This window comes from Streptomyces sp. RKAG293 (assembly GCF_023701745.1).
In the GTDB taxonomy this organism is placed as follows: Bacteria; Actinomycetota; Actinomycetes; order Streptomycetales; family Streptomycetaceae; genus Actinacidiphila.
In genome coordinates, this window is sequence record NZ_JAJOZB010000001.1 from 2,581,448 (window position 1) to 2,605,307 (window position 23,860).

20 protein-coding genes are annotated in these 23,860 nt (G+C 72.0%); 11 read left to right on the top strand and 9 right to left on the bottom strand.

The window, feature by feature from the left end; translation table 11 throughout:
* The first annotated feature begins 33 nt into the window (after nt 1-33).
* Genes LNW72_RS11380 through cobC form a run of 3 tightly spaced genes read left to right on the top strand, consistent with a single transcriptional unit; the run spans nt 34 to nt 2,715 of the window.
* The gene (locus LNW72_RS11380) at nt 34-684 is read left to right on the top strand and encodes a precorrin-8X methylmutase (protein ID WP_250975292.1); all 651 of its coding nucleotides are present in this window, start codon (nt 34-36) and stop codon (nt 682-684) included.
* On the top strand, nt 681-1,586 hold the full coding sequence (locus LNW72_RS11385) for a sirohydrochlorin chelatase (RefSeq protein ID WP_250975293.1): 906 nt from the start codon (nt 681-683) through the stop codon (nt 1,584-1,586). Before LNW72_RS11380 ends, LNW72_RS11385 begins: the two co-directional genes overlap by 4 nt.
* Nucleotides 1,570-2,715 (top strand): Rv2231c family pyridoxal phosphate-dependent protein CobC, encoded by a 1,146-nt coding sequence (gene cobC, locus LNW72_RS11390; RefSeq protein ID WP_250975294.1) that lies wholly within the window; start codon nt 1,570-1,572, stop codon nt 2,713-2,715. Before LNW72_RS11385 ends, cobC begins: the two co-directional genes overlap by 17 nt.
* On the opposite strand, the gene LNW72_RS11395 is transcribed toward cobC, so the two are convergent.
* The 3 genes from LNW72_RS11395 to LNW72_RS11405 all read right to left on the bottom strand — a co-directional run bounded on the left by LNW72_RS11395 (nt 2,705) and on the right by LNW72_RS11405 (nt 8,281).
* Nucleotides 2,705-5,524, bottom strand: a complete 2,820-nt coding sequence (locus tag LNW72_RS11395; RefSeq protein ID WP_250975295.1) for an ABC transporter substrate-binding protein — start codon at nt 5,522-5,524, stop codon at nt 2,705-2,707. The genes cobC and LNW72_RS11395 overlap by 11 nt on opposite strands.
* 193 nt (nt 5,525-5,717) lie before the next feature.
* The gene (locus tag LNW72_RS11400) at nt 5,718-6,905 is read right to left on the bottom strand and encodes an SCO1860 family LAETG-anchored protein (RefSeq protein ID WP_308401920.1); all 1,188 of its coding nucleotides are present in this window, start codon (nt 6,903-6,905) and stop codon (nt 5,718-5,720) included.
* Nucleotides 6,906-7,189: 284 nt separating this feature from the next.
* Nucleotides 7,190-8,281: an amidohydrolase family protein gene (locus LNW72_RS11405; protein WP_250980105.1), complete on the bottom strand. Its 1,092-nt coding sequence runs from the start codon at nt 8,279-8,281 to the stop codon at nt 7,190-7,192.
* A 113-nt stretch (nt 8,282-8,394) separates the two neighbouring features.
* On the opposite strand from LNW72_RS11405, the gene LNW72_RS11410 reads away from it, so the two are divergent.
* The 5 genes from LNW72_RS11410 (at nt 8,395) to thpD (ending at nt 13,100) form a co-directional block, all read left to right on the top strand.
* Nucleotides 8,395-9,438: an aminotransferase class V-fold PLP-dependent enzyme gene (locus LNW72_RS11410; RefSeq protein ID WP_250975296.1), complete on the top strand. Its 1,044-nt coding sequence runs from the start codon at nt 8,395-8,397 to the stop codon at nt 9,436-9,438.
* A 359-nt stretch (nt 9,439-9,797) separates the two neighbouring features.
* Complete coding sequence (ectA, locus tag LNW72_RS11415; protein WP_250975297.1) at nt 9,798-10,313, top strand: diaminobutyrate acetyltransferase; 516 nt, start codon at nt 9,798-9,800, stop codon at nt 10,311-10,313.
* 94 nt (nt 10,314-10,407) lie between these two features.
* The gene (ectB, locus tag LNW72_RS11420; RefSeq protein ID WP_250975298.1) at nt 10,408-11,688 is read left to right on the top strand and encodes a diaminobutyrate--2-oxoglutarate transaminase; all 1,281 of its coding nucleotides are present in this window, start codon (nt 10,408-10,410) and stop codon (nt 11,686-11,688) included.
* Between the two features lie 49 nt (nt 11,689-11,737).
* Entirely contained in the window at nt 11,738-12,196 is a 459-nt protein-coding gene (locus tag LNW72_RS11425; RefSeq protein WP_250975299.1) for an ectoine synthase, read from the top strand.
* A gap of 4 nt (nt 12,197-12,200) precedes the next feature.
* Entirely contained in the window at nt 12,201-13,100 is a 900-nt protein-coding gene (gene thpD, locus LNW72_RS11430; RefSeq protein WP_250975300.1) for an ectoine hydroxylase, read from the top strand.
* A gap of 55 nt (nt 13,101-13,155) precedes the next feature.
* Here thpD and LNW72_RS11435 read toward each other — a convergent pair whose 3' ends face one another.
* Complete coding sequence (locus LNW72_RS11435; protein ID WP_285370236.1) at nt 13,156-13,776, bottom strand: DUF1349 domain-containing protein; 621 nt, start codon at nt 13,774-13,776, stop codon at nt 13,156-13,158.
* Nucleotides 13,777-13,810: 34 nt separating this feature from the next.
* Nucleotides 13,811-15,343, bottom strand: a complete 1,533-nt coding sequence (locus LNW72_RS11440; protein WP_250975301.1) for an aldehyde dehydrogenase (NADP(+)) — start codon at nt 15,341-15,343, stop codon at nt 13,811-13,813.
* 135 nt (nt 15,344-15,478) lie between these two features.
* Between LNW72_RS11440 and LNW72_RS11445 the strand changes: the two genes are divergently transcribed.
* The gene (locus tag LNW72_RS11445) at nt 15,479-16,249 is read left to right on the top strand and encodes an IclR family transcriptional regulator (RefSeq protein ID WP_250975302.1); all 771 of its coding nucleotides are present in this window, start codon (nt 15,479-15,481) and stop codon (nt 16,247-16,249) included.
* A gap of 143 nt (nt 16,250-16,392) precedes the next feature.
* Here the strand turns inward: LNW72_RS11445 and LNW72_RS11450 are convergent, their stop codons facing one another.
* The 3 genes from LNW72_RS11450 to LNW72_RS11460 form a co-directional block, all read right to left on the bottom strand.
* Nucleotides 16,393-17,619, bottom strand: a complete 1,227-nt coding sequence (locus tag LNW72_RS11450; protein WP_250975303.1) for a hypothetical protein — start codon at nt 17,617-17,619, stop codon at nt 16,393-16,395.
* 61 nt (nt 17,620-17,680) lie between these two features.
* Entirely contained in the window at nt 17,681-18,895 is a 1,215-nt protein-coding gene (locus LNW72_RS11455; RefSeq protein ID WP_250975304.1) for a hypothetical protein, read from the bottom strand.
* Nucleotides 18,896-18,960: 65 nt separating this feature from the next.
* A complete protein-coding gene (locus LNW72_RS11460) occupies nt 18,961-19,893 on the bottom strand; it encodes a 5-dehydro-4-deoxyglucarate dehydratase (RefSeq protein ID WP_250975305.1) in 933 nt (310 codons plus the stop codon).
* Nucleotides 19,894-20,079: 186 nt separating this feature from the next.
* Between LNW72_RS11460 and LNW72_RS11465 the strand changes: the two genes are divergently transcribed.
* The gene (locus tag LNW72_RS11465; RefSeq protein ID WP_250975306.1) at nt 20,080-20,889 is read left to right on the top strand and encodes an NAD(P)-dependent oxidoreductase; all 810 of its coding nucleotides are present in this window, start codon (nt 20,080-20,082) and stop codon (nt 20,887-20,889) included.
* Nucleotides 20,890-20,986: 97 nt separating this feature from the next.
* A complete protein-coding gene (locus LNW72_RS11470; RefSeq protein WP_250980107.1) occupies nt 20,987-22,249 on the top strand; it encodes a TerD family protein in 1,263 nt (420 codons plus the stop codon).
* A gap of 53 nt (nt 22,250-22,302) precedes the next feature.
* On the opposite strand, the gene LNW72_RS11475 is transcribed toward LNW72_RS11470, so the two are convergent.
* Nucleotides 22,303-23,763 carry an alkaline phosphatase PhoX gene (locus LNW72_RS11475; RefSeq protein WP_250975307.1) on the bottom strand — a complete coding sequence of 487 codons (1,461 nt, stop codon included), beginning with the start codon at nt 23,761-23,763 and terminating at the stop codon, nt 22,303-22,305.
* Nucleotides 23,764-23,860 lie beyond the last annotated feature (97 nt).

Consider the following 23,860-nt stretch of genomic DNA (forward strand, 5'->3'; position numbering starts at 1 on the left):
CCCGCAGCCCGTCCGACGACCGGGAGGTTCCCTGTGACCCGCACCGTTCACCCCATCGAGCAGGAGTCGTTCCGCAGACTGCGCTCCCGGCTCGACACCTCGCACTTCCCGCCGCTGACGCGGGCCGTGGTCGAGCGGGTCGTCCATTCCAGCGCCGATCTGGAGTACGCCGGGGAACTCGTCTGTGACGAGGACGAGTTGCTGGCCGCCCACACCGCGCTGCACGCGGGCGCCCCGATCGTCGCGGACGTCGAGATGGTCGCCGCCGGGATCACCACCCGGCCGGTCGTCTGCCGGCTCAAGGACGGCCGCTCGGGTCCCGGGCTGACCCGCAGCGCGCACGCGATCCGGCTGGCCTACGAGCAGGTCGGTCCCGGTGCGATCTGGGTGATCGGGTGCGCGCCGACCGCGCTGGAGGAACTGCTGACGCTGGACGCCGCGCCCGCGCTGGTGATCGGTCTGCCGGTCGGCTTCGTGGGAGCCGCCGAGAGCAAGGCCGCGCTGCGCGCCTCCGGCCTGCCCGCCGTCAGCAACATCTCCGAGAAGGGCGGTTCCGCCGTGGCGTCCGCCGCGCTCAACGCCCTGCTCTACACCGAACGTCCCACCGGACGTCCCACCGGACGTCCCGGCGGACCCGCCGCCGTGGAGACCCTCGCACCCCTCACCAAGGAGAACTCCCTGTGATCCCGCCCGCACTCCTGCTCGTCGGCCACGGAACCCGTGACGAGGCCGGAGCCGAAGCCTTCCGTGCGTTCGTCCGGCAGCTCGGCGAGCACAACCCCGGGCTGCCGGTCGGCGGCGGGTTCATCGAACTGTCGCCGCCGCCGCTCGCCGACTCGGTCGCGGAGCTGGTGGGCCAGGGCGTCCGCAGCTTCGCGGCGGTCCCCATGGTGCTGGTCTCCGCGGGGCACGCGAAGGGCGACATCCCGGCCGCCCTGGCCCGCGAGGAGCAGCGGCACCCGGGCACGACGTACACCTACGGCCGGCCGCTGGGCCCGCACCCGGGCCTGCTGACGATCCTGGAGCGGCGGCTGGACGAGGTGCTCGGCGACGACGACCGCTCGGACACCACGGTGCTGCTCGTCGGCCGCGGTTCGACCGACCCGGACGCCAACGCCGAGATATACAAGGTCGCGCGGCTGCTGTGGGAGGGCCGCGGCTACGCGGGCGTGGAAACGGCGTTCGTTTCGCTGGCAGCGCCGGACGTGCCCTCGGGCCTGGAGCGCTGCCGCAAGCTGGGCGCCGGCCGCATCGTCGTGCTGCCGTACTTCCTGTTCACCGGCATCCTGCCGGACCGGGTCCGGGACCAGGCCGCCGAATGGGCCGCCGCGCATCCGGCGACCGAGGTGCGGCAGGCGGCCGTCATCGGCCCGGAGCCGGAGCTGGCCGACCTGGTGATGGAGCGCTACCGCGAGACGCTCAAGGGCGATCTGCGGATGAACTGCGACTCCTGCGTCTACCGCGTCAAGCTGCCCGGTTTCGAGGACCGGGTCGGCCTGCCGCAGCAGCCGCACCACCACCCCGACGACCCCTCGGGCGACCACGGCCACGACCACCACCACGGTCCCCATGCCCACTCCCACTGACGGCACTTCCGGTGCCGGCGGCACTCCCGGAGACGGCGGCGCCGACGGTTACGACCTGCGGCACCACGGCGACGCGGAGGTGCGCGACGACGGCGGGGTACTGACCGACCTCGCCGTCAACGTCCGTGCCGGTACGCCGCCGGCCTGGCTGAAGGCGACGATCGCCGCGTCGCTCGACGGTCTGGCCGCCTACCCCGACGCGCGGGCGGCGCGGGCCGCCGTCGCCCGGCGGCACGGCCGGCCGGTGGACGAGGTGCTGTTGACGGCGGGCGCGGCGGAGGCGTTCGTGCTGCTGGCGCGGGCCTTCGCACCGCGTCACGCGGTCGTGGTGCACCCGCAGTTCACCGAGCCCGAGGCGGCGCTGCGCGCCGCCGGACACGCCGTGCACCGGGTGGTCCTGCATGCCGCCGACGGCTTCCGGCTCGATCCGGCGGCCGTTCCCGAGGACGCCGACTTCGTCGTGCTCGGCAACCCGACGAACCCGACGTCGGCGCTCCACTCGTCCGAGGTGGTCGCACGGCTGGCCAGGCCCGGCCGGACCCTGGTGGTCGACGAGGCGTTCATGGACGCCGTACCCGGCGAGTCCGCCTCACTGGCCGCCCGCCGCGACGTGCCCGGTCTCGTCGTGCTGCGCAGCCTCACCAAGACCTGGGGCCTGGCCGGGCTGCGGATCGGCTATGTGCTCGCCGGTGCTGAGCACATCGCCCTGCTGGAGCGGGCGCAGCCGCTGTGGGCGGTCTCGTCGCCGGGGCTGGCCGCCATCGAGGCGTGTGTGACACCGGACGCGCTGGCCGAGGCGGAACGGGCCGCGGCCGCGATCGCCGTCTGCCGCGCGTATCTGCTGGCCCGGCTGGGCGAGTTCGACGACCTGGAGGTCGCGGGCACGCCCGCCGGGCCGTTCGTCCTCGTCGAGCTGCCGGACGCGACGGCCGTCCGTGAGCGGCTGCGCGGCCTCGGCTTCGCGGTCCGCCGCGCGGACACCTTCCCCGGGCTCGACGGGCGGTGGCTGCGGATCGCCGTCCGCGACGCCGCCACGACGGACGCCTTCGTCGAAGCGCTGGCCACAGCACGGAGCGGGCGGAACGCGGAGGTCCCGGCGGTCCCGGAGTTCCCGAAGGTCAGTTCTTGATGCCGAGCGCCTGGATGTCCACCCCGCCCAGCGCGGGGTGGAGATAGACGTTGGTCAGCCGTGCCGAACGGTAGTTGAGCTGCCGCACGTACATGAACGGGATCAGGGTGCCCCGGTCCTGCGAGGTGGAGTCGACGGTGCGCCAGACGCTGTCGGCGGAGTTGCGGTCGGTCTTGGCGTCGGCCTCGTCCATCAGGTCCTTCAGCTGCTGGTCGGCGAGGGCCGCGTAGTTGGACGGGCTGCCGGCCAGCAGCAGCGGGCGCAGGAAACCGGCCGGGGTGGGCCAGTCGGACTGCCAGGTGGTGAGGATGATGCCCCACCCACGATCCTTGATCTTCTTCTGGTCGGGCAGGGTCGCGTACAGGTCCGCGGCCTCGGGGTACTCGGTCTTGGCGGTGATCCCGACGACGGCGAGCTGGGTGCGCAGGTTCTCCACCATGGCCTTGGTCCTGGGGTTGCCGTTGGCCGTGACGATGGTGGTCGAGAAGCCGGACGCGTGCCCGCAGTCGGACAGCTGGCGCTTGGCGAGGTCGGGATAGGTGCGGCCGGCGGCCGTGCCGTACGTGTTCAGATGCGGGTCGTAGCCGCCGACCGTCGGCGGCAGCATCCCGCCCGCGACGTCCCCCGCGTCCTTGCCGCCGCCCGCGTCGCGCAGCGCGGTCCGGTTCGCCGCGTACTGCACCGCCCAGCGGCAGCGGTAGTCGTTCAGCGGCGCGACGGCGGTCTGCAGGGAGAAGTACCGGACGGCCCCGATCAGCGCGGAGTCGGCGTTCGCCTTGAGGCTGTCGCTGCCGAGGATCTTGGTGCGGGTGGCGTCCTGGACACCGGCCTGGGCCGGGTCCAGATCGGCCTCTCCGCTGAGCAGCGCGGCGTCTACCACGTCGGCGCTCGCCGCGACCGTGAAGTCGACGGCGTCCGGCAGGGCGGTGCGGATGCCGTCGGTGGCCGGGTCCCACTTGTCGTTGCGCACCAGCCGCAGCTTCTTGTCGCGGTCGTAGGACGCGATCTTGTACGGCCCGCTGGCGACCGGCTGCCTCTCGTAGTTGTCCTTGGTGTCCTTGGCCTTCGGCACGGGCGAGGACATCGGCAGTGCGAGCACGTAGGGGAAGTCGGCGAACGGCGCGTCGAGATGGAAGACGATGGTGCTGTCGTCCGGTGTGAGCACGCTCTTCAGGCCCAGCTGGTCCGGGTCGGTGTCCTTGTACGGGCCCGGGTAGGACTGGCCCTGGTCGAGCAGGTCCCTGAGATGCGTGGGACCGCCGCTGAACAGGTCGGTCGCGAACGTCCGCTCGATGCCGTACTTGATGTCCTTGGACGTGATGCCCGTGCCGTCCTCGAACGTCACGCCCTTCTTGAGGGTGTACGTGTAGGTGAGGCCGCCGTCGCTGACCGTGCCGGTGGTGGTGGCCAGGTCCGGCGCGAGTTCGGCGCCCGCCCCGCTGGGCTGGGGGGCGAAGTCCACGAGCTTGCGCAGCAGGAGCCGGTCCAGGTTCCAGGCGAGCGGTGAGTAGGAGCGCGCCGGGTCCAGGGAGTCGGGGGCGTAGTACGACATCAGCTTGAGCGTGCCGCCCTTGGCCGTGGACGGGTTGACGGTGCCGTTGACCGCCCCGTCGTAGCCGCGGCCGACGGTCCGCTTGGCGATCAGGTCCAGAGCCGTGACGGTGTTCTCGTCCGGGCGCGCCGAGGAGCCGAGGCGGACGGCGAGCACCGTGCCGAGCGTCAGCACCACGGCCGCCGAGACGGCGATGAGGGCGCGCCGCCGCCCCTTGCCGCGGCGCGGATCGGCCGGCGCCGTGCCCCACTGCTGGGAGGTGTACGCCTCGCCGGGCCGCCCGGAGGCCGGTGGCATCAGCTGTGGCAGCGGCGGCGGAACCGGAGTGTGCGGCGGTGTGTGCGGCGGGTTGTACGCAGGGTGCAGCGGCACGACCGGCCGCGGGGCGGGGGCGGGCGGCAGGGCCGGGGTGGCGCCGCCCCTGGGTGCCGCGAGCCAGCCGTTCAGGTCGTCGCGCATGACGGCCGCGCTGCGCGGGCGCAGCGCGGGGTTCTTGGAGAGGGCGGAGATGACGATCGCGTCCAGCTCGGGCGGTACCGCCGCGTTCCGCGCCGAGGGCGGCTCCGGGGTGGAGTGGATGTGGGCGTACATCACCGTGAGCGGCGTCGGTCCGGGGAACGGGACGGTGCCGGTGAGCAGTTCGGTCAGCATGCAGCCGACCGCGTACAGGTCGCTGCGCGCGTCGACCTCGCGGTCCTCGATCTGTTCCGGTGACATGTAGCCGGGGGTGCCGAGGGCGGAGCCGGTGCCGGTGATCCGGGTCAGCGAGTGCACGACCCGGGCGATCCCGAAGTCGGCGACCTTGACGGAACCCGTCGACGTGATCAGGACGTTGGACGGTTTGACGTCCCGGTGGACCAGCCCGCGGGCGTGGGCGTGGGCGAGCGCGTCCAGGATGTCGCAGGTGATCCTGACCGCCCGTTCGATGTCCAGCCTGACCTGGCTGCGGGCCAGTTCGGCGAGGGTGCTGCCGTCCACGTACTCCATGACGAGGTACGGCACGATGTCCTCGTCCGTCCGCATCTCGTCCTGGTCGTGGACGGTGACGATGCCGGGGTGGTTGAGCCCGGCGGCGGCGCGGGCCTCACGCGCGAAGCGGCGCCGGGCCTCGGCGTCCCGGGCCAGTTCCGGCAGGAGGGTCTTGACGGCGACGGTCCTGCCGAGCCGGGTGTCGTACGCGAGATGAACCCGTGCCATGCCTCCGGAGCCGAGCAGCTCCCGGATCTCGTATCTGCCCCCGAACAGCGCGCTGTCCATCGTGTCCCCCGACCCCCGGCCCGTCCAGCGGACCCCGTGACCCCTGTGACCCCTGAAACGAACCCTGCGAACTCTGGCTGCTTTCCCCTGAACACAACAGTAGAGGGCGACGCCGACAACGGCGCCGCCCTCTCCCATTCCCCCTCGGACCCTCAGTCCCCCCTCGGGTCCCAATCCGGTCGGAACCGGACGTCTAGGCGTCCGTTTCCGCCGCCTGGGCGGCCGCCTTGCGGCGGCGGGACGTCAGATACAGCGCGCCACCGCCGACCACGACGAGCGCGCCCGCGCCCGCGGCGAGCAGCGGGGTGTTGGAACCGCTGCCGGTCTCGGCGAGGTTCTGGGTGGTGGGGCCGGTCTGCGGCTCCGAACCACCGCTGCCGCCGGCGCCCCCCGAACCACTCGCGCCGCTCGATCCGCCGCTGCCGCCGGAGCTGCCACCCGACGCGCCACCGGAGTCGGCGCCGGTCGAGGACCCGCCGGACGACGCTCCCCCGGTGGAGGCACCACCGTCGGAGGCACCGCCGTTCGTGCCGCCGCCGTTCGCAGCGCCGCCGTTGTCGGCTCCCCCGTTGGTGGTACCGCCATGGGTGGCGCCGCCGTTGGAGGTGCCGCCGGTCGTCGGGTCGACCACCTTCGGCGTCTCGCACGTCGCCTTGACCAGGGTCACGGTGCCGGTCACGACCGCGACGTTCAGTTTCAGCGGATTGACCTTCACCTTCAGCTCCAGCCCGGTGGCGGCGGCGGTGCGCGACGTGGTCTGGGTCTTCGTCAGGTCGAGGCTGACCTCGCCGACCCCGGGCACCGCCACCTTCGTCGTCCCGGTGGCGGTCAGGGTGACCTTCTTGTTGAGCACCCACACACCGGCCAGGGTGGCCGACGCGGCCGGCTTCCGGCCCGCCTCACAGGTCGCCTTGGAGGTGACCGCCTCGATCCGGATCAGGGACAGCAGCGGCAGGCCGGGCAGATGCACCTCGGCGCGGGCCAGGTTCGCGTAGCCCTCCGCCTTGTGCGCGTCGGCCGTCGCCTTGGCGGTGGCGACATCCGCCCGCAGCATGCTGAACGGCTTGCCGTGGTCGACGCCGTCCAGCTTGGCGGTGAGCGCGGTCTCGGCGGCATCGGCCGGCGCCTTCACATCGTTGAGCGAGACGTTCAGCGGCACATGGACCGTCTTGTTCACCAGCGATACGTCGAGACCGGCGCGCAGGACGGTCGCGGTCGACCTGCCGCCCCCGGAGCTGCCGCCGGAGGTGCCCCCGGCGTTCCCGGAGGGATGCGCCTGGGCCGCCGGGGCGACGGCCAGCGCACCCGCCGCAAGCGCGACGGCCGCGCCGATGGCGGCGGCCGAACGGCGTGCGGGCAGGCTGAAGTTGGAGCTGTACACGGTGGAACCCCCACGAGTGGCTTGGAGTCAGCGGCGCCGCTTGAGGGGACAACGCGGCCGCCGGTGACCTCGGTCCCGCCATATTTACGCACTGAGAGTGAACTGGCGACTACCTGCAGCGAGTTCACCCATACGGGTGGTTTCCGGCACTATCTTCGAATCTTGCTGCACGCCCGTTCCCACCCGTCACCCGTGCCACGTGATGACGGCCCCCACCTCTGTTGACGCGCCGAGGCGTACGCGGTGGTGCTCAACGACCGGCACCCGCTCCGCGTAACGCTGCGTCAACCCACCACCCGTCCGCGCAGCACGATGCGCCGCGGATCGGCCAGCACCCGTACGTCCGCCCGCGGATCGGTCGCGTACACGACCAGGTCGGCGGAGGCGCCCTCGGTGAGCCCGTCGCGGCCGAGCCATTCACGGGCGCCCCAGGTCGTGGCGGACAGCGCCTCGACCGGCGACAGGCCCGCCGTGACGAGTTCGGCGATCTCGTCGGCGATCAGGCCGTGGGCCAGCGAGCCGCCCGCGTCGGTGCCGGCGAAGATCCGGACGCCGGCGTCGTGCGCGGCACCCACCGTGGCGTGCCGGCGCTCGTGCAGCCGGCGCATATGGGCCGCCCAGCGCGGGAACTTGGCCTCGCCGCCGGCCGCCATCGCCGGGAACGTCGCGATGTTGACCAGGGTCGGAACGATGGCGACACCGCGTTCCGCGAACAGCGGGACGGTGTCCTCGGTCAGCCCGGTGGCGTGCTCGACGCAGTCGATACCCGCCTCCACGAGGTCACGCAGCGAGTCCTCCGCGAAGCAGTGCGCGGTGACCCGCGCGCCCTCCTCGTGGGCGGCGGCGATGGCCTCCTCCAGGGCGCCGCGCGGCCAACAGGCCGTGAGGTCACCGGCCTCGCGGTCGATCCAGTCGCCGACGAGCTTCACCCAGCCGTCGCCGCGCCGCGCCTCCTGGCGGACGTACGCCGTCAGATCCCCCGGCTCGATCTCGTGCGCGTAGTTGCGGATGTAGCGGCGGGTGCGCGCGATGTGCCGGCCGGCGCGGATGATCCGCGGCAGGTCCTCGCGGTCGTCGACCCAGCGGGTGTCGGACGGCGATCCGGCGTCGCGCAGCAGCAGGGTGCCGGCCTCGCGGTCGGTCAGCGCCTGCTTCTCCGCCGTCTCCGCGTCCACCGGGCCGTGCGTGTCGAGGCCGACGTGGCAGTGCGCGTCGACGAGGCCGGGCAGCGCCCAGCCCTCGACGGTGGTCACCTCGAGCGGTCCGGCGGGCCGGTCGTACGAGATCCGGCCGTCCAGCACCCACACCTCGTCCCGGACGTCCTCGGGGCCGACCAGCACCCGGCCCTTGACGTGCAGCGCACCGCGATCACCCATGACACTCATGCCCAGCACCCTAAAAGGTCGGAGGTACGCTCGCGAAGGCACCCTCGGGCCCGACAGGGCCCCGGGCCGGCCCCAGACCTTCATCCGTACGGAAGAGACGCATCGTGACGCACCCCCTCCTGGACCTGCCCCCGCTGACCGCCGCCCGTTTCGCCGGGATCGAACGGCGTGTCGCGGCGCTGCTGGACACCGAGCAGGACGTCGTCATCACCCAGGGCGAGGCGCTGCTGCCCCTGGAGGGCTGCATCCGCGGCGGGGCCCGGCCCGGCTCGGCGGCGCTCAACGTGGTGACCGGCCCCTACGGGAAGACGTTCGGCGACTGGCTGCGCGACGCGGGCGCCGAGGTCACCGACCTGGCCGTGCCGTTCCACGGGGCGGTCACCGCCGAGCAGGTGGAGCGCGCACTGGCGGAGCACCCGGAGATCGACTTCGTATCGCTGGTGCACGCCGAGGCGGCCACCGGCAACACGAACCCGGTGGCGGAGATCGGCGAGGTGGTGCGCGCGCACGGCGCGCTGTTCATGCTGGACGCGGTCGCGTCGGTGGCCGCCGAACCGCTGCTGCCGGACGCGTGGGGCGTGGACCTGTGCGTCATCGGCGCGCAGAAGGCGATGGGCGGCCCCGCGGGTGTGTCGGCGGTGTCGGTCAGCGCCCGCGCCTGGGAGCGGATGGCGGCCAACCCGGCGGCGCCGCGCCGCTCGTACCTCTCCCTGTTGGACTGGAAGGAGCGGTGGATCGACACCGGCCGCACCGCGCTGCCGCACGCGCCCGCGCAGTTGGAGATGCTGGCGCTGGAGGCGTGTCTGGAGCGGATCGACGCCGACGGCCTCGACACGGTGATCGCCCGGCACCGGGCGGCCGCCACCGCGACCCGCGAGGGCGCGCTCGCGCTCGGCGGCGGCCTGGAGCCGTACGTGTACGAGGCGCGCGACGCCGCGCCGGTGGCGACGACGCTGCGGGTGCCCGCGGGCACCGACGCCACCGCGCTGGTGGCGCGGGCGCTCGCCCTGGACCCGTCTGTTCCGCTCGTCGCGGGTGGTGGCGCGCTCGCCAAGGAGATGGTCCGCGTCAACCACTACGGTCCCGACGCGGATCCCGCCGTGGTCGCACGGGGCCTCGCTGCGCTGGGTTCGGCGCTTTCCGGATAGCGCTGCGTCACCCGATACTGCAGAGCGTAAGCACGATAAAGGACAAGAAAGCACTTCCGGGGAATTCGTCCTTTCGGTGGCCCGTCAGGACCGAATTCCCGGGAAGTATTCTTCCGAATAGCTCCTGCCCAGCCTTCCGAAGGCTAAACGCACGGATTTCATTAAGGTTTCCGGGGCACCTCCGGGAATGTGACGGACTCCACACCAAGATCAAATCGCCCGGTTATATCCGTATATAACGGCAGGTCTCGCCACGGATTCGGCCACCCGCACCCGCCCGCGCGATAACACGACGAGTCGGCCGCGTAAAGACCTCCGCCCCATGCAATTCCACTTTCTGCTCGGTAGGTTCATTCCGCATGAACGCCGCTACGGAATTGAAGGCACCGCTCGCTCCCGCATTCCTCGACACCCCCACAGTCGACGACGGCGGAGCGATGTGGCGCATCGCCCGCGATTCTCGGACGCTCGATCTCAACTCCTCGTACAGCTATCTCCTGTGGTGCCGCGACTTCGCCGGCACCTCGGTGGTGGCCCGCGACGCCGACGGGTCCCCGGTGGGCTACGTGACCGGATACATCCGTCCCGATGAGCCGCAGACGCTGGTCGTCTGGCAGGTGGCCGTCGACGCGGCGCAGCGCGGCCGCGGTGTGGCGGCGGCCATGCTCGACCATCTCGCCGCACGCGTCGCCGTCGACGACGTCCGCTGGATCGAGACCACGATCACGCCGGACAACGCCGCTTCGCAGCGGCTGTTCACCTCCTTCGCCGAGCGCCACGACGTTCCGGTCGAACGCGAAGTCCTCTTCCCCGGTGCCCTGTTCCCCGACGGGCACGACTCCGAGGTGCTGTTCCGCATCGGCCCGACGGTCTGACGCCACCGCGTTCCGCTTCGCCCCACCCCCTGGCTTCGCCCCACCCCTGACTTCGCGCCGCCTCCACCGCACCGTCTCCCGGAAAGCAGGCACAGTGACCATCACCGCACCCGACATGACCGTCTTCGAGTCCCTGGAGTCGGAGGTCCGCAGCTACTGCCGCAGCTGGCCCGTCATCTTCGACCGCGCACAGGGCAGCGTGATGTACGACGAGGACGGTCACGCATATCTCGACTTCTTCTCCGGCGCCGGCGCGCTCAACTACGGGCACAACAACCCGGTGCTCAAACGCGCGCTGCTGGACTACCTCGAACGCGACGGCGTCACCCACGGTCTCGATATGAGCACCACCGCGAAACGCACCTTCCTGGAGCGCTTCCAGCAGGTGGTCCTGGAACCGCGCGGCCTGGACTACAAGGTGATGTTCCCCGGCCCGACCGGCACCAACGCCGTCGAGGCGGCGCTCAAGCTGGCCCGTAAGGTCAAGGGCCGCGAGTCGATCGTCTCGTTCACCAACGCCTTCCACGGGATGTCGCTCGGCTCGCTCGCCGTCACCGGCAACTCGATGAAGCGGGCCGGCGCGGGCATCCCGCTGGTGCACGGCACCCCGATGCCGTTCGACAACTACTTCGACGGCCGGGTGCCGGACTTCCTCTGGTTCGAGCGGCTGCTGGAGGACCAGGGCTCCGGCCTCAACCAGCCGGCCGCCGTGATCGTCGAGACGATCCAGGGCGAGGGCGGCATCAACGTCGCCCGTCCGGAGTGGCTGCGGGCGCTGGCCGACCTGTGCAAGCGCCGCGACATGCTGCTGATCGTCGACGACATCCAGATGGGCTGCGGCCGCACCGGCGCGTTCTTCTCCTTCGAGGAGGCCGGGATCACGCCGGACATCGTCACGCTCTCCAAGTCCATCAGCGGCTACGGCATGCCGATGTCCCTCGCGCTCTTCAAGCCGGAGCTGGACGTCTGGGAGCCGGGCGAGCACAACGGCACCTTCCGCGGCAACAACCCGGCGTTCGTCACCGCCACCGCCGCGCTGGACGCCTACTGGGCCGACGGCCAGCTGGAGAAGCAGACGGTGATGCGCGGTGAGCAGGTCGAGACGGCGCTGCGGGAGATCTGCACCGCCCAGGCCCGCGCCGGCGCCGAGTACCGGGGCCGCGGTCTGGCCTGGGGTCTGCAGTTCATCGACCCGTCGATCGCCGGCCGGGTCTGCGCCCGCGCCTTCGAGCTGGGGATGCTGCTGGAGACCTCCGGCCCGCGCAGCGAGGTCGTCAAGCTGCTGCCGGCCCTGACCATCACCCCCGACGAGCTGGACGAGGGTCTGCGCACCCTCACGCGGGCCGTGAGCGACGTCATCAGCGAAACCCTCTGAGCCCGCACCCGGGCCCGACTTCGAACGGAAAGAAAGCAGAGGCAACCACGTGATCGTCCGATCCTTCAAGGACATCGAGGGCACCGACCGCGATGTGACCGCCGAGACCGGCACCTGGCGCAGCAAGCGCATCATCCTGGCCGCCGAGGGCGTCGGGTTCTCGATGCACGAGACCACGATGTACGCCGGGACCGTGACGTCCATGTGGTACGCCAACCACATCGAGGCGGTGCTGTGCGTCGACGGTGAGGGCGAGCTGACCAACGACGAGACCGGCGAGACCCACTGGATCTCCCCGGGCACGCTCTACCTGCTCGACGGCCACGAGCGGCACACCATGCGCCCCAAGACCGATCTGCGGTTCGTCTGCGTCTTCAACCCGCCCGTCACCGGGCGGGAGGTGCACGACGAGAACGGGGTCTACCCGCTGCTGACCGAGACCGGGGGCACCACCGCGACCCGTATCAAGACCCGGACCGAGACCGAGACCGAGACCGAGGGAGCCTGACGCCATGACGACCACCACCGACACCATCACCAGCCGGTACCCGACCCGCGGCGCGTCCGAGGTCAGCACTCCCCGCCAGGACCCGGTCGTGTGGTCCGAGTACGGCACCCCGGGCCCGATCCAGCCCGCCGAGCTGCGCGGCTACGACCGGAACGGCTTCCTCACCGTCGACCAGCTGCTGATGCCGGGCGAAGTGGGCCGCTACCGCCAGGAGCTGGACCGGCTCTGCGCCGATCCGGCGGTCCGGGCCGACCCCCGCGCGATCGTCGAACCGAAGTCCGGGTCGATCCGCTCGGTCTTCGAGGTGCACAGGATCAGCGAGGTCTTCGCCGAGCTGGTCCGCGACCCACGGCTCGCCGACCGCGCGCGGCAGATCCTCGGTTCCGACGTCTACGTCCACCAGAGCCGGATCAACGTCAAGCCGGGCTTCGGGGCGTCGGGGTTCTACTGGCACTCGGACTTCGAGACCTGGCACGCCGAGGACGGCCTGCCGCGGATGCGGACGGTCTCCGTCTCGGTGGCGCTGACCGAGAACCATGACACCAACGGCGGGCTGATGATCATGCCCGGCTCGCACCGTACGTTCCTCGGCTGCTCGGGCGAGACGCCGAAGGACAACTACAAGCAGTCGCTGCAGATGCAGGACGCCGGCACCCCGTCCGACGAGGCGCTCACCGAACTCGCCGGGGAGCACGGCATCAAGCTCTTCACGGGCGCGGCGGGTTCGGCGACCTGGTTCGACTGCAACTGCATGCACGGTTCCGGCGACAACATCACGCCGTTCCCGCGCAGCAACGTCTTCATCGTCTTCAACAGCGTGGAGAACGCGGCGGTCGAGCCGTTCGCGGCGCCGGTGCGGCGGCCGGAGTTCATCGGCGCGCGGGACTTCACCCCGGTGCGCTAGCTGACATGCCGGCGGGGGCCAGGCTGCTTGAAGCAGCCTGGCCCCCGCCGGCATGTCAGCTGCCGTCGCGCAGGTCGGCGGGCGCGCCGGACCGGAAGGCGATCCGGTCGAAGACCGCTGTGCACCCGTCGGCGTCCGGGGACGGGCACTGCGTCATGAAGCCGACGCTCGCGGCCGCCGCCTCCTGTTCCGTTCCGAGGGCGAAGAGCCGGACGAACGTCCACCGCTCGCCGTCGTCCGAGGCGTGGAAGGCGAAGGCCCGGCCGGTGCGGGTGATCCGCAGCCAGACGTGATCCCCTTCCACCTCACAGCTGTTGGCGTCGTCGGAGCTGCCCCGGGTGACGACCGAGACGACGGTGTACCGGGCGGGCGACAGCTCCAGGCAGAGCTTGGCCCACTGCTCGTCGGCCACCTGGAGACAGAGCGCTCCGGCGTCGCCCGCGGCCCGCAGCCGGGCCGTCACCCGGGCGATCAGCTGGAAGTCGCCCGCCGGCGGGGTGCCGAGCAGCCGGGGCGCGTCGGTGGCCGGCACCTTCGGCTCCCGGCCGGGGTGCACGAAGCGGTCCTGGCCGGGTCCCGCGGTGAGGACGAGCACGCCGTCCTCGTAGCCCGGTTCGGCGGCCGGACCGTAGGCCCGCAGCCCGAACGGCAGCTCTTTCAGCTCCACTCCCTGCAGCTCCACTCCTGCGGCTCCGCTCCTTCAGCTCCGCTCAGATCTCCAGCCGGCCGTCGAAGCGGCGCGGCAGGTGGAGCGGGTTCTCGTCGCGCAGCTCCGCGGGGAGCAGGGCGACCGGGGTGTCCTGGTACGCGACCGGCCGCAGCCAGCGCTCGATGGCGGTCCCGCCGACGGAGGTCGAGGTCGACGTGGTCGCCGGGTAGGGGCCGCCGTGGTGCTGGGCGGGGGCGACGGCGACGCCCGTCGGCCAGCCGTTGACGAGCAGCCGGCCCGCCAGCGGGGTGAGTTCGGCGAGCAGCGCGGTGGCCGGGCCGTCCTCCTGTCCCGCCTCCTCCTCACCGATGTGGACGGTGGCGGTGAGGTTGCCGGGCAGCCGCTCCAGCACGGCGGTGATCTGGGCGCGGTCCTCGTAGCGCGCCACGACCGTCACCGGGCCGAAGCACTCCTCGAGCAGCAGATCGTGCGGTCCTTCGGCGGCCAGCCGGTCGGCGGGGACGGTGAGGTATCCGGCGCTGACGGTGTGCTCGCCGCCGGAGCCCGGGGTCACCGGGGCCTCGACGCCGGGCAGCGCGGCCCTGGCCTCGACACCGGCGACGAAGGCGTCGCGCATCCGGACGTCGAGCAGGACGCCCGCGTCCGAGTCGCTGACGGCGGCGGTGACGGCCTTGAGCAGCCGGTCGCCCGCCGCGCCGGCCGGGGCCAGCACCAGTCCTGGCTTGACGCAGAACTGGCCGACGCCCAGCGTCATGGACCCGGCGAGTCCCGCGCCGATCTGCTCGGCCCGCTCGTCCGCCGCGGCCTCGGTGATCACGACCGGGTTGAGGCTGCCCAGCTCGCCGTGGAACGGGATCGGCTTGGGACGGGCCGCGGCCGCGTCGAAGAGCGCCCGCCCGCCGCGCACCGAGCCGGTGAATCCGGCGGCGCTGACCAGCGGGTGCTCGATGAGGTCGATACCGGCCTGGAAGCCGTGCACGACGGCGACGACGTCGGCGGGCAGCCCGACCCGGACGGCGGCGCGGCGCAGCACGCTCGCGCACAGCTCCGAGGTGGCGGGGTGGTCCGGGTGCGCCTTGACGACGACCGGGCAGCCGGCGGCCAGCGCGCTCGCGGTGTCGCCGCCGGGGACGGAGAACGCCAGCGGGAAGTTGCTGGCCGAGTAGACCGCGACCACACCGAGCGGGATCTTGTAGCGCCGCAGGTCGGGGCGGGGGGCGGGCTTCGCGGCCGGGTCCGCGTGGTCGATGACGACGTCCAGGAAGGCGCCCTCGTCGACGATGTCGGCGAACGCGCGCAGCTGGAAGGTGGTGCGGGCCAGCTCGCCGGTCAGCCGGCCGGGGCCGAGCGCCGTCTCGGCGTCGGCCGCCTCCAGCACCTGTGGGCCGGCCTCCTCCAGGAGGTCCGCGGCGGTACGCAGCAGGAGGGCGCGTACGCTGCGGTCGGCGAGCGCGGGCGCCGCGGCGGCCGCGGCACGTACGGCGCCGTCGATCTCCGCCGTGGTGGCCTCGTCCGCCACCTGCTCCCGCTGCTTCCCGGTACGGGGGTCGACGGACCAGACTGGAACAGCCACCGGGGGAACCTCCAGATTTGCCTCATGCGGATCAGCCGCTGTTCGATATGCTGAACAGCGTCTTCACTTATGAATCTTTGAACCATTCCGGAGCCTACTTGCAGGGTCCGGGGCCGAACAAGAGGGGTCAGGACGATGTCTGCTGGCGACGGTGGCGGTTCTCAGGTCAAGTCCGCGGTCCGCACGGTCGAACTGCTGGAATTCTTCGCGGGACGACCCGGAATGCACAGCCTCGCGGCCGTACAGGAATCCGTCGGCTACCCCAAGTCCAGCCTGTACATGCTGCTCCGCACCCTAGTCGAGCTCGGCTGGATCGAAACCGATGCCACCGGAACGCGTTACGGGATCGGTGTCCGGGCGCTGCTCGTCGGCACCTCGTACATCGACGGTGACGAGGTCGTCGCCGCGGCCCGCCCCACCCTCGACCGGCTCTCCGACGACACCAGCGAGACGATCCACCTCGCCCGGCTGGACGGCACCAGCGTCGTCTATCTCGCGACCCGCCAGTCCCAGCACTACCTGCGGCCCTTCACCCGGGTCGGCCGCCGCCTCCCGGCCCACTCCACGTCGCTCGGCAAGGCGCTGCTCGCCACGTACTCCGACGAGCAGGTCCGCAAGCTGCTCCCCGAGACCCTCGAACCCCTCACCGAGCACACCCACACCGACCGCGAGAAGCTCATCGCGGAACTCGCGGTCATCCGGGAACAGGGCTTCGCCGTCGACCGCGAGGAGAACACCCTGGGCCTGCGCTGCTTCGGCATCGCCATCCCGTACCGCACCCCGGCCCGCGACGCGGTCAGCTGCTCCGTCCCGGTGGCCCGGCTCACCCCCGCCCACGAACAGATGATCAAGGACGCCCTCTTCGACGCCCGCGACCGCCTGACCCTGGCCACCCGCCGGCTGTGACCCGACGGAGCACCGTGGAAGCGGAATTCGCGTTCTCCGTCGACGATCTGCCGCCGCCCTCCGGGTTCGACCTCGGGCACATGGCGGTGACGGGGAACCTGGGTTCGTACTCCTCGCGCGGCCGTACGCCGGACCAGGCGATGTCAGACGCGGGTGACCTGGCCGCAGTCCTTCTTCGCGTCGTCGAGGGGCTTGCTGCGGTCGTACGGGTCGACCTGGGAAGCGGAGGGGCCCGGGGTGCCGGAGGCGTTGCTGTCCGGGCCGATGCTCGGGTGCAGGAAGCCGTCGTAGATGTCGCAGGCCGTGTTGCCGATGTCCTGCCGGTAGCCGGACACCCAGAGCTTGCCGCCGGTCACCTGCTCGATCCGGGGGTCGGCGACGTCGAAGTCCAGCACCCGCCGCACGATGGTGCGGGACACGGCCGTCGAGCCGCCGGCGGCGGTCACCGGATAGACGAAGGTGACGTCGGCGTGCACGGTGACCGAGCCGTTGCTGCCCTCCTTGAAGGTGATCAGGCCGCGCGCCTTGACCACGCTGCCGACCGGCTTCACCTCCGCGGGGTTGAACCGGCTGGCCACGAGCAGCGGGTCGTGCTCCTTGTCGGACTTGCGGAAGGAGGCGTCCCAGCGCGAGATGATCTCCGTCTGCCGGGGGTCGACCAGGCCCATCGCGATCCGCGGACGCTCCCCGCGCAGCGTCGCCGGGTTGAGGTTCGTGTCGATGAGGAACTGCTTCGTCCGGTCCAGCGCGCCCTCCACCTGCTCACGCGTCATCCGGCCCACCGGCTTCGCCGCGGGCAGGACGATCCCGGCCTCGCCGTCCGCGTAGAGGAGGGCGGGCGAGCCGCGGAAGGGCTCCGCGAGCGTCGGGGCGTCCGCCATCGGGTCGGCGGACGGGGCGGCCGTGGGCGGCGCCGTCTCCGGCGGGAGGGTGGCGGGCCGGCCCGAGTCGTCGGAGCGGTACCCCGTCGTGTCGGCGGAGCCGCTGAAGTCGCCGTGCAACCAGTCCAGCGCGGTGGACGGATTGAGCACCACCAGCAGGACCACCACCGCCAGAGCCACGCCCAGCGCTCCGCGCAGCCGACGCCGGGTCGCCCGGCTTTCCCTGTCCTGCCAGGCGGGTCCGGTGCGCCAGCCCGCGGGCTCGCCCGGCTTCGCCTTCGCCGCCCGCCCCCACCGCTTGTTCTTCTTCTGCTGCCGCGCGGCCACTTCGGCCTCGCGCCGGAGCCGTTCGGTGACCATCCGGGCGCGTGCCGAGGGCTCCTTGGGAGCCTGCGCCCTGATGTCCTGTTCGGTGTCCTGGACGAACTTCTCCCAGACGTCGTCCGGTATGGCGGACTTGTCCCCGGAAGCGGGTGGTTCGGTGGTCACGGTAGGCCCCCCACAGGCTGTTTCGGCACGTGAGGGCAGTTCTACAGGCCGACCGCGCACCCTACAAATCGGTCCTGGAGCGCAGGGCGCCGAGGGCCGAGCGGACCGCCTCGAGATCCGCGCCGGACGCCAGACCCGCGTGGTAGAGCCGTAGTTCGGTGGCGCCGAGGGCCGCCGCGTGGGCCACGTCGGCGGCCAGGGTGCGGGGGCTGCCGCCCATGCCGGCCACGACGGGGAAGTTGGCGGCGAGGACGGTGTCCGGTCGGCGGTGGGGCGCGAAGGGGCTCAGCACGGCGGCCCGTTCTGCCGCGCCACCGGCGCAGGGCAGGACCAGTCCGTCGGCGTGCGAGAGCACGTCCTCCGTGTCGACGCCGACGTTCGCGCCCGTCCGGTGCGGGCCGGGGTCGGCGTGCAGCAGGATCTGGAAGCCGGGGCCGGACCCGGCGCGTACCGAGGACACGATCTCCCGCTGGAAGTGCCGGGCCACCATGGCGCGCCAGGACAGCGTCGCGCCGGCCAGGTCCACGCCGAGCAGCTTCTCGACCTCGGCCCACTCGGCCGCGCGGTCGGCGGGCCCCGGCTCCCGCTCGCCGGACCACACGGGCACCAACGCCGTCCGCACGGCGCTCTGCAGGGCGTCGGGGTCCTGCCCGAGCCCCGCGTAGCCGTCCCGGCAGGTGCGGCAGAAGCACAGCGACATCAGGTACTGGGCGGCACCGCCCAGCGGCACTCCGCCGATCTTGTCGTGCGCGTGCAGATGGCCGACCCCGTACCAGCCGCAGGACTCCAGCTCGGTGCCGTCGGTCCCCGGCCGGACCGCCGCCTCCACCGCGAGATCGACGGCGTAGGCACGTACTTCCGGCTGGGCGATGCACGGCGCCCACGGGTAGCGGTCACCGTAGGCGTTGCGCACCGAGGTGCGCGGGAACTCCTCGCCCAGCCGGGAGTTGTGTGCGAGCACCACCCAGGAGTGGACGGACAGCCCGGCGGCCGACAGCGCGGCCGCCGCCTCCCCGTAGGCGTCCGTCGCCGGCACCCACGTCTGCGGGTACGGGCGCAGCGAGCGGCCGCTCCAGCGCTGGGGGTCCGGCGGGTAAAGCACCGCGGTGTGCCGGGCCGTGACGATGCGCTGCCGCGGATGGCGGGGGGTCAGGGCGCGGGTGGAGTGGTAGGCGGAGGCGAGCGTGACCTGCTGGACGCCGAGACCGGCGATCCGGCGCGGGGCGTCCGGGTCACCGACGACGTCCCACGGGTAGACGAAGGCGGAGGCTCTCAACTTGGCTCCTCAAGCAGCGGGTCGGCACACGCGGGCCCGATGCTGCCGCACCGGGCGCCCGTTCGTCAGCTGTCGCTCAGCAGCGCCATTCCGCGCTCGATCAGTTCGGCAAGCTCCTTGACGTGCGCGGGCGAGGGTTCGACGAGCGGCGACCGCACCTCGCCGACGTCCAGACCGCGCAGCCGGACGCCCGCCTTGACCAGCGATACCGCGTAACCGCGGCCCTGGTTGCGCAGCGAGACCAGCGGCCGGAAGAAGCCGTCGATGAGCCGGTTGACGGTCTTGTCGTCGCCGGTGTTCAGCGCCTTGTGGAAGGCGAGGGCGATCTCGGGCGCGAAGCAGAAGACCGCCGACGAGTACAGCAGCACGCCGATGCCGCGGTAGGCGAGTCCGGTGAGTTCGGCGGTGGGCAGGCCGTTGAAGTAGAGGAAGTCGCGCTCGGGCAGCTCGCTGCGCACCGCGCTGACGATGCGCTGCATCAGGTCGAGGTCCCCGAGCCCGTCCTTGAGGCCGATGATGTTGGGGATCCTGGCCAGTTCGACGACGGTCTCGGGTTCGAAGACGGCGTTGTCGCGCTGGTAGACGATGATGTCGAGCCCGGTGCCGGCGGCGAGGCCGGAGTAGTGGCGCAGCAGACCGGCCTGGTCGGGGACGACGAGGTAGGGCGGCATGGCGAGCAGCCCGTCCGCGCCCGCGTCCTCCGCCAGCCGCGCGAACTGCACGGCGAGCGCGGTCCCGTATCCGGCGCCCGCGACCACCGGCACCCGGCCGGCCGAGACCTCGACGGCCGCGGCGACACAGGCCCGGAACTCCTCGGGGGTCAGCGCGTGGAACTCGCCGGTGCCGCAGCACGCGAAGACCGCCGCCGCGCCCGCCTCGATGCCTTCGCGCACGTGCGCGCGGAACATGTCGAGATCCAGCTCGCCGTCCGGGCCGTAGGCGGTGACGGGGAAGAACAGCAGGCCGTCGAGGCGCTCGGCAAGTGAGGCTGAGGTCATCGGATCCCCTTGAAGTTCTGTGCGCTCTTCTGGCTGTGCGCTCTTCTGATTCACGTCCATATTCGTGAACGCTGCCACGCTAAGCGAGTCCAGCCGCGCCGGTCAAGCGAACGGGCATGCCTTGACGGTGCCAGGGGCGCTCTTTAGCCTGTCCATAGATATGAATGATGTCCACGGAGGAGAACGATGCCTGCTCCCCGCACCATCCTGCTCACCGGCGCCGCGGGCGGCGTGGGCACCCTGATGCGCGAACTGCTGCCCGCGTACGGCTACGAACTCCGCCTGCTGGACGTCCGGCCCGTAGCAGGGGCACCGGACGCCGTCACGGCCGATCTCACGGACGCCGACGCGCTGCGCGAGGCGGTCCGGGGCGTCGACGCGATCATCCACCTCGCGGGCATCTCGCTGGAAGCACCCTTCGAGAAGATCCTCCGTTCCAACATCGAAGGGACTTATCACCTCTACGAGGCGGCGCGCCAGGAAGGCGTACGGCGCGTCGTGTTCGCGTCCAGCAACCACGCGGTCGGCTTCACCCCGCGCCCCACCGGTGACGACCCGCTGATCCCGATCGGCACCCCGCACCGCCCGGACACCTTCTACGGGCTGTCCAAGTGCTTCGGCGAGGACCTCGCCTCCCTCTACTGGGACCTGCACGGCCTGGAGACCGTCTCCCTGCGGATCGGCTCCTGCTTCCCCGAGCCGACCTCCGTGCGGATGCTCTCGGTCTGGATGAGCCCCGCCGACTGCGCCCGGCTGCTGCACGCCGCGCTGACCGCCGAGGACGTCCGGCACACCGTCGCCTACGGCAGCTCGGCGAACACCCGCCTCTGGTGGGATCTGGCCACGGCCCGCACGCTCGGTTACGAGCCGCAGGACGACTCCGAGCCCTACGCGGCCGCCCTCATCGCCGAGCAGGGCGAACTCGACCCGGCCAACCCCGACCACGCCCACCTGGGCGGCCCCTTCTGCACCAATCCCCCGGTCTGGCCGTACTGACGGCGGAAGCGGACCGCGCGCCCGGCACGTTCTCCACGGATGACGCAAGGTAATGGAACCGCAAAGCCGGGTCGATCGTTACCCGGGCATGACCGCAATGACACCCGGCTCGAATGTCCCGCTCTCCGTACCGCGCGTAGCGGTGGACGTCACCGCACCCGTGCGGCTCGACGTATCGGGCCTGCTGCTCACCGCCGACGGCAAGGTGCGCTCGGACGACGACTTCGTCTTCTACAACCAGCCGAACGGCCCCGGCGTGACCCACCAGTCGGGCCGCGGCACCGGACCCGACTCCATCACCGTGGACACCGGCGCCGTGCCCGACGGCATCGAGAAGATCGTCGTGACGGCGAGCCTGGACGCGGCGGGAGCCACCTTCGCCGGCACCGAACCGACGGCCACGGTCCGGGACGCCGACAGCGGCAGCGTCATCGCGACGTTCACCCCGCCCCGGCTGGGCTCGGAGACCGCGCTCGTGGTCGCCGAGGTCTACCGGCGCGGCGGTGCGTGGAAGGTGCGCGCGGTCGGCCAGGGGTACTCCAACGGGCTGTCCGGGATCGCCACCGACTTCGGGGTGAGCGTGGAGGAGCCCGCCACCGCCGCTCCGGCCGCCCCGCAGGCACCCGCGGCCCCGCAGGCACCCGCAGCACCGCAGGCACCCGCAGCCCCCCAGACACCGCCCGCCGCCCCGCAGGGCTTCGGCCCGCCGCCCGTCATGCCGAGCTCGCCCCCGCCGCAGCCCCCGGCCGCGCCCGCCGCTCCGGCAGCGCCCGCCGCTCCCACGAAGATCAACCTGGACAAGGGCCGGGTCAGCCTCACGAAGAACCAGTCCGTCTCGCTGGTCAAGGGCGGCAAGCCGCTGATGTCCTCGGTGCGGCTGGGCCTGGGCTGGGAGCCCGCCTTCGGCGGCCGGGCCATCGACCTGGACGCCTCCGTCATCGCGTACGGCCCGACCCGCAACCACATCGAGACCTGCTACTTCGGCCGGCTCAGCATCATCAACGGCGCCATCCAGCACTCCGGCGACAACCTCACCGGCGCGGGCGCGGGCGACGACGAGACGATCACCGTCCACCTCGGCGGGCTGCCGCCCGAGGTCACCGGCCTCGTCTTCACCGTCAACTCCTACTCCGGGCAGAAGTTCAACAAGGTCGCCAAGGCGTACTGCCGGCTGCTGGACGGCGCCACCGGCGAGGAGCTGGTGCGCTTCGACCTGACCAACGGCGAGGCCCGCACCGGGGTCCTCATGTGCAAGATGGTCAAGCAGTTCTCCGGCGAGTGGGAGATGACCGCCCTGGGCGACTTCATCGACTCCCGCAGCGCCAAGGGCATGGTGAAGCCGGCCGCCGCGGCGCTGTAGCGCCACAACGGCCGGCTGGTCACCTGATCAGCAGGGTCGGCCGGGGCGGCGGGTCAGCAGTGCTTCTGCCGACGCCAGGGGCCGGTGATCGCGAGCATGATCCCCGGCTCCTGGATGTTGGCGAACAGCGTGTGTCCGTCGGGCGAGAAGGTCACCCCGGTGAACTCGCTGTACGCCGGCTCCAGGTCGGTGCCGATGTTCAGCTCGTTACGGGCGATCGGGTAGGTCCGGCCGTCGTCCAGGGCACCGAAGAGGTGCTGGATGCCGGCGCCGTCCTCGGCGATGACGAGGCCGCCGTACGGCGAGACGGTGATGTTGTCGGGGCCGTCGAACGGGCCGTCGGCGCCCGGGTCGGCGTTGACGCCGAGCAGCACCTTGAGGGTCAGGGTGCGGCGCTTCGGGTCGTAGAACCAGACCGCCCCGTCGTGCTGCACCGGGCTCTCGTCACGGGCGTAGGACGAGACGATGTACGTGCCGCCGTCGCCCCACCACATGCCCTCCAGCTTGCGGGCCCGGGTGACCTCGCCCGCCGCGAACTGCTTGCGCACCGACACGGTCTTCGCGTCGCGGTCCGGGACGTCGACCCAGTCCACGCCGTAGACCGTGCCGGTCTTCGTCGCCCGCGACAGGTCGTCGACGAACTTGCCGCCGGAGTCGAAGCACTTGAACGCCTGCAGCACGCCGGCGGTCTCGCCCAGGGAGTCCAGGTGCCCGCGGCCGTGGTGGAAGCCGGCCGGCGGCGTCCAGCGGTACAGCAGCCCGTTCGGGCCGGAGGCGTCCTCGGTGAGGTACAGGTGGCCGCGCTTGGGGTCGACGACGACCGCTTCGTGCGCGTACCGGCCCAGCGCCTTGATGGGCTTGGGGTCGCGGTTGGCCCTGCGGTTGTACGGGTCGACCTCGAAGACGTAGCCGTGGTCCTTGGTCATGCCGTTCTGGCCGGCCTTGTCCTCGGTCTCCTCGCAGGTCAGCCAGGTGCCCCAGGGAGTCGCGCCGCCCGCGCAGTTGGTGGACGTACCGGCGATGCCGACCCACTCGGCGACATGGCCGCCGTGCTTCGCGACCTCGACGACGGTGCAGCCGCCGGCCGCCGCCGGGTCGTAGACCAGGCCTTCGATGAGCGGCACCGGGTTCGGCCAGGCGGCCCTCTTGCCCTTCAGCTCATGGTTGGTGACGAGCAGCGTGGCACCGCGCACGCCCTCGAAGGTGGCCGTGCCGTCGTGGTTGGAGGGGGTGGACTCACCGGTCTCCAGCGTGGTGACGCCGGTGCGGGTGATGACCCGGTACGCGAAGCCCGCCGGCAGCCCGAGCAGGCCCTGGGGGTCCTCGACGATCGGTCCGTAGCCGAGCTCGGGCGCGTGGTGCCCGGCGGCGGCCCCCTTGGCGGCGGTCGTGGCCGGGGTGTCCGCGGCGAGCGCGCCCGGGGCGGTGGCGAGTACGTCGACGGCACCGGCCAGGGCTACACCGGCACCGGTGATCGCCGTGCGCTGAACGAAGTCTCTTCGGGTGAGCGGCACTCTGGGCTCCTTCTGTCGCGGGCTGCGGCGGTTACGCTCCTGCCCCGACAAGAACTCCGTGTGAACTGCGTCCGGCCACGGGCGGGCCACGTACGGA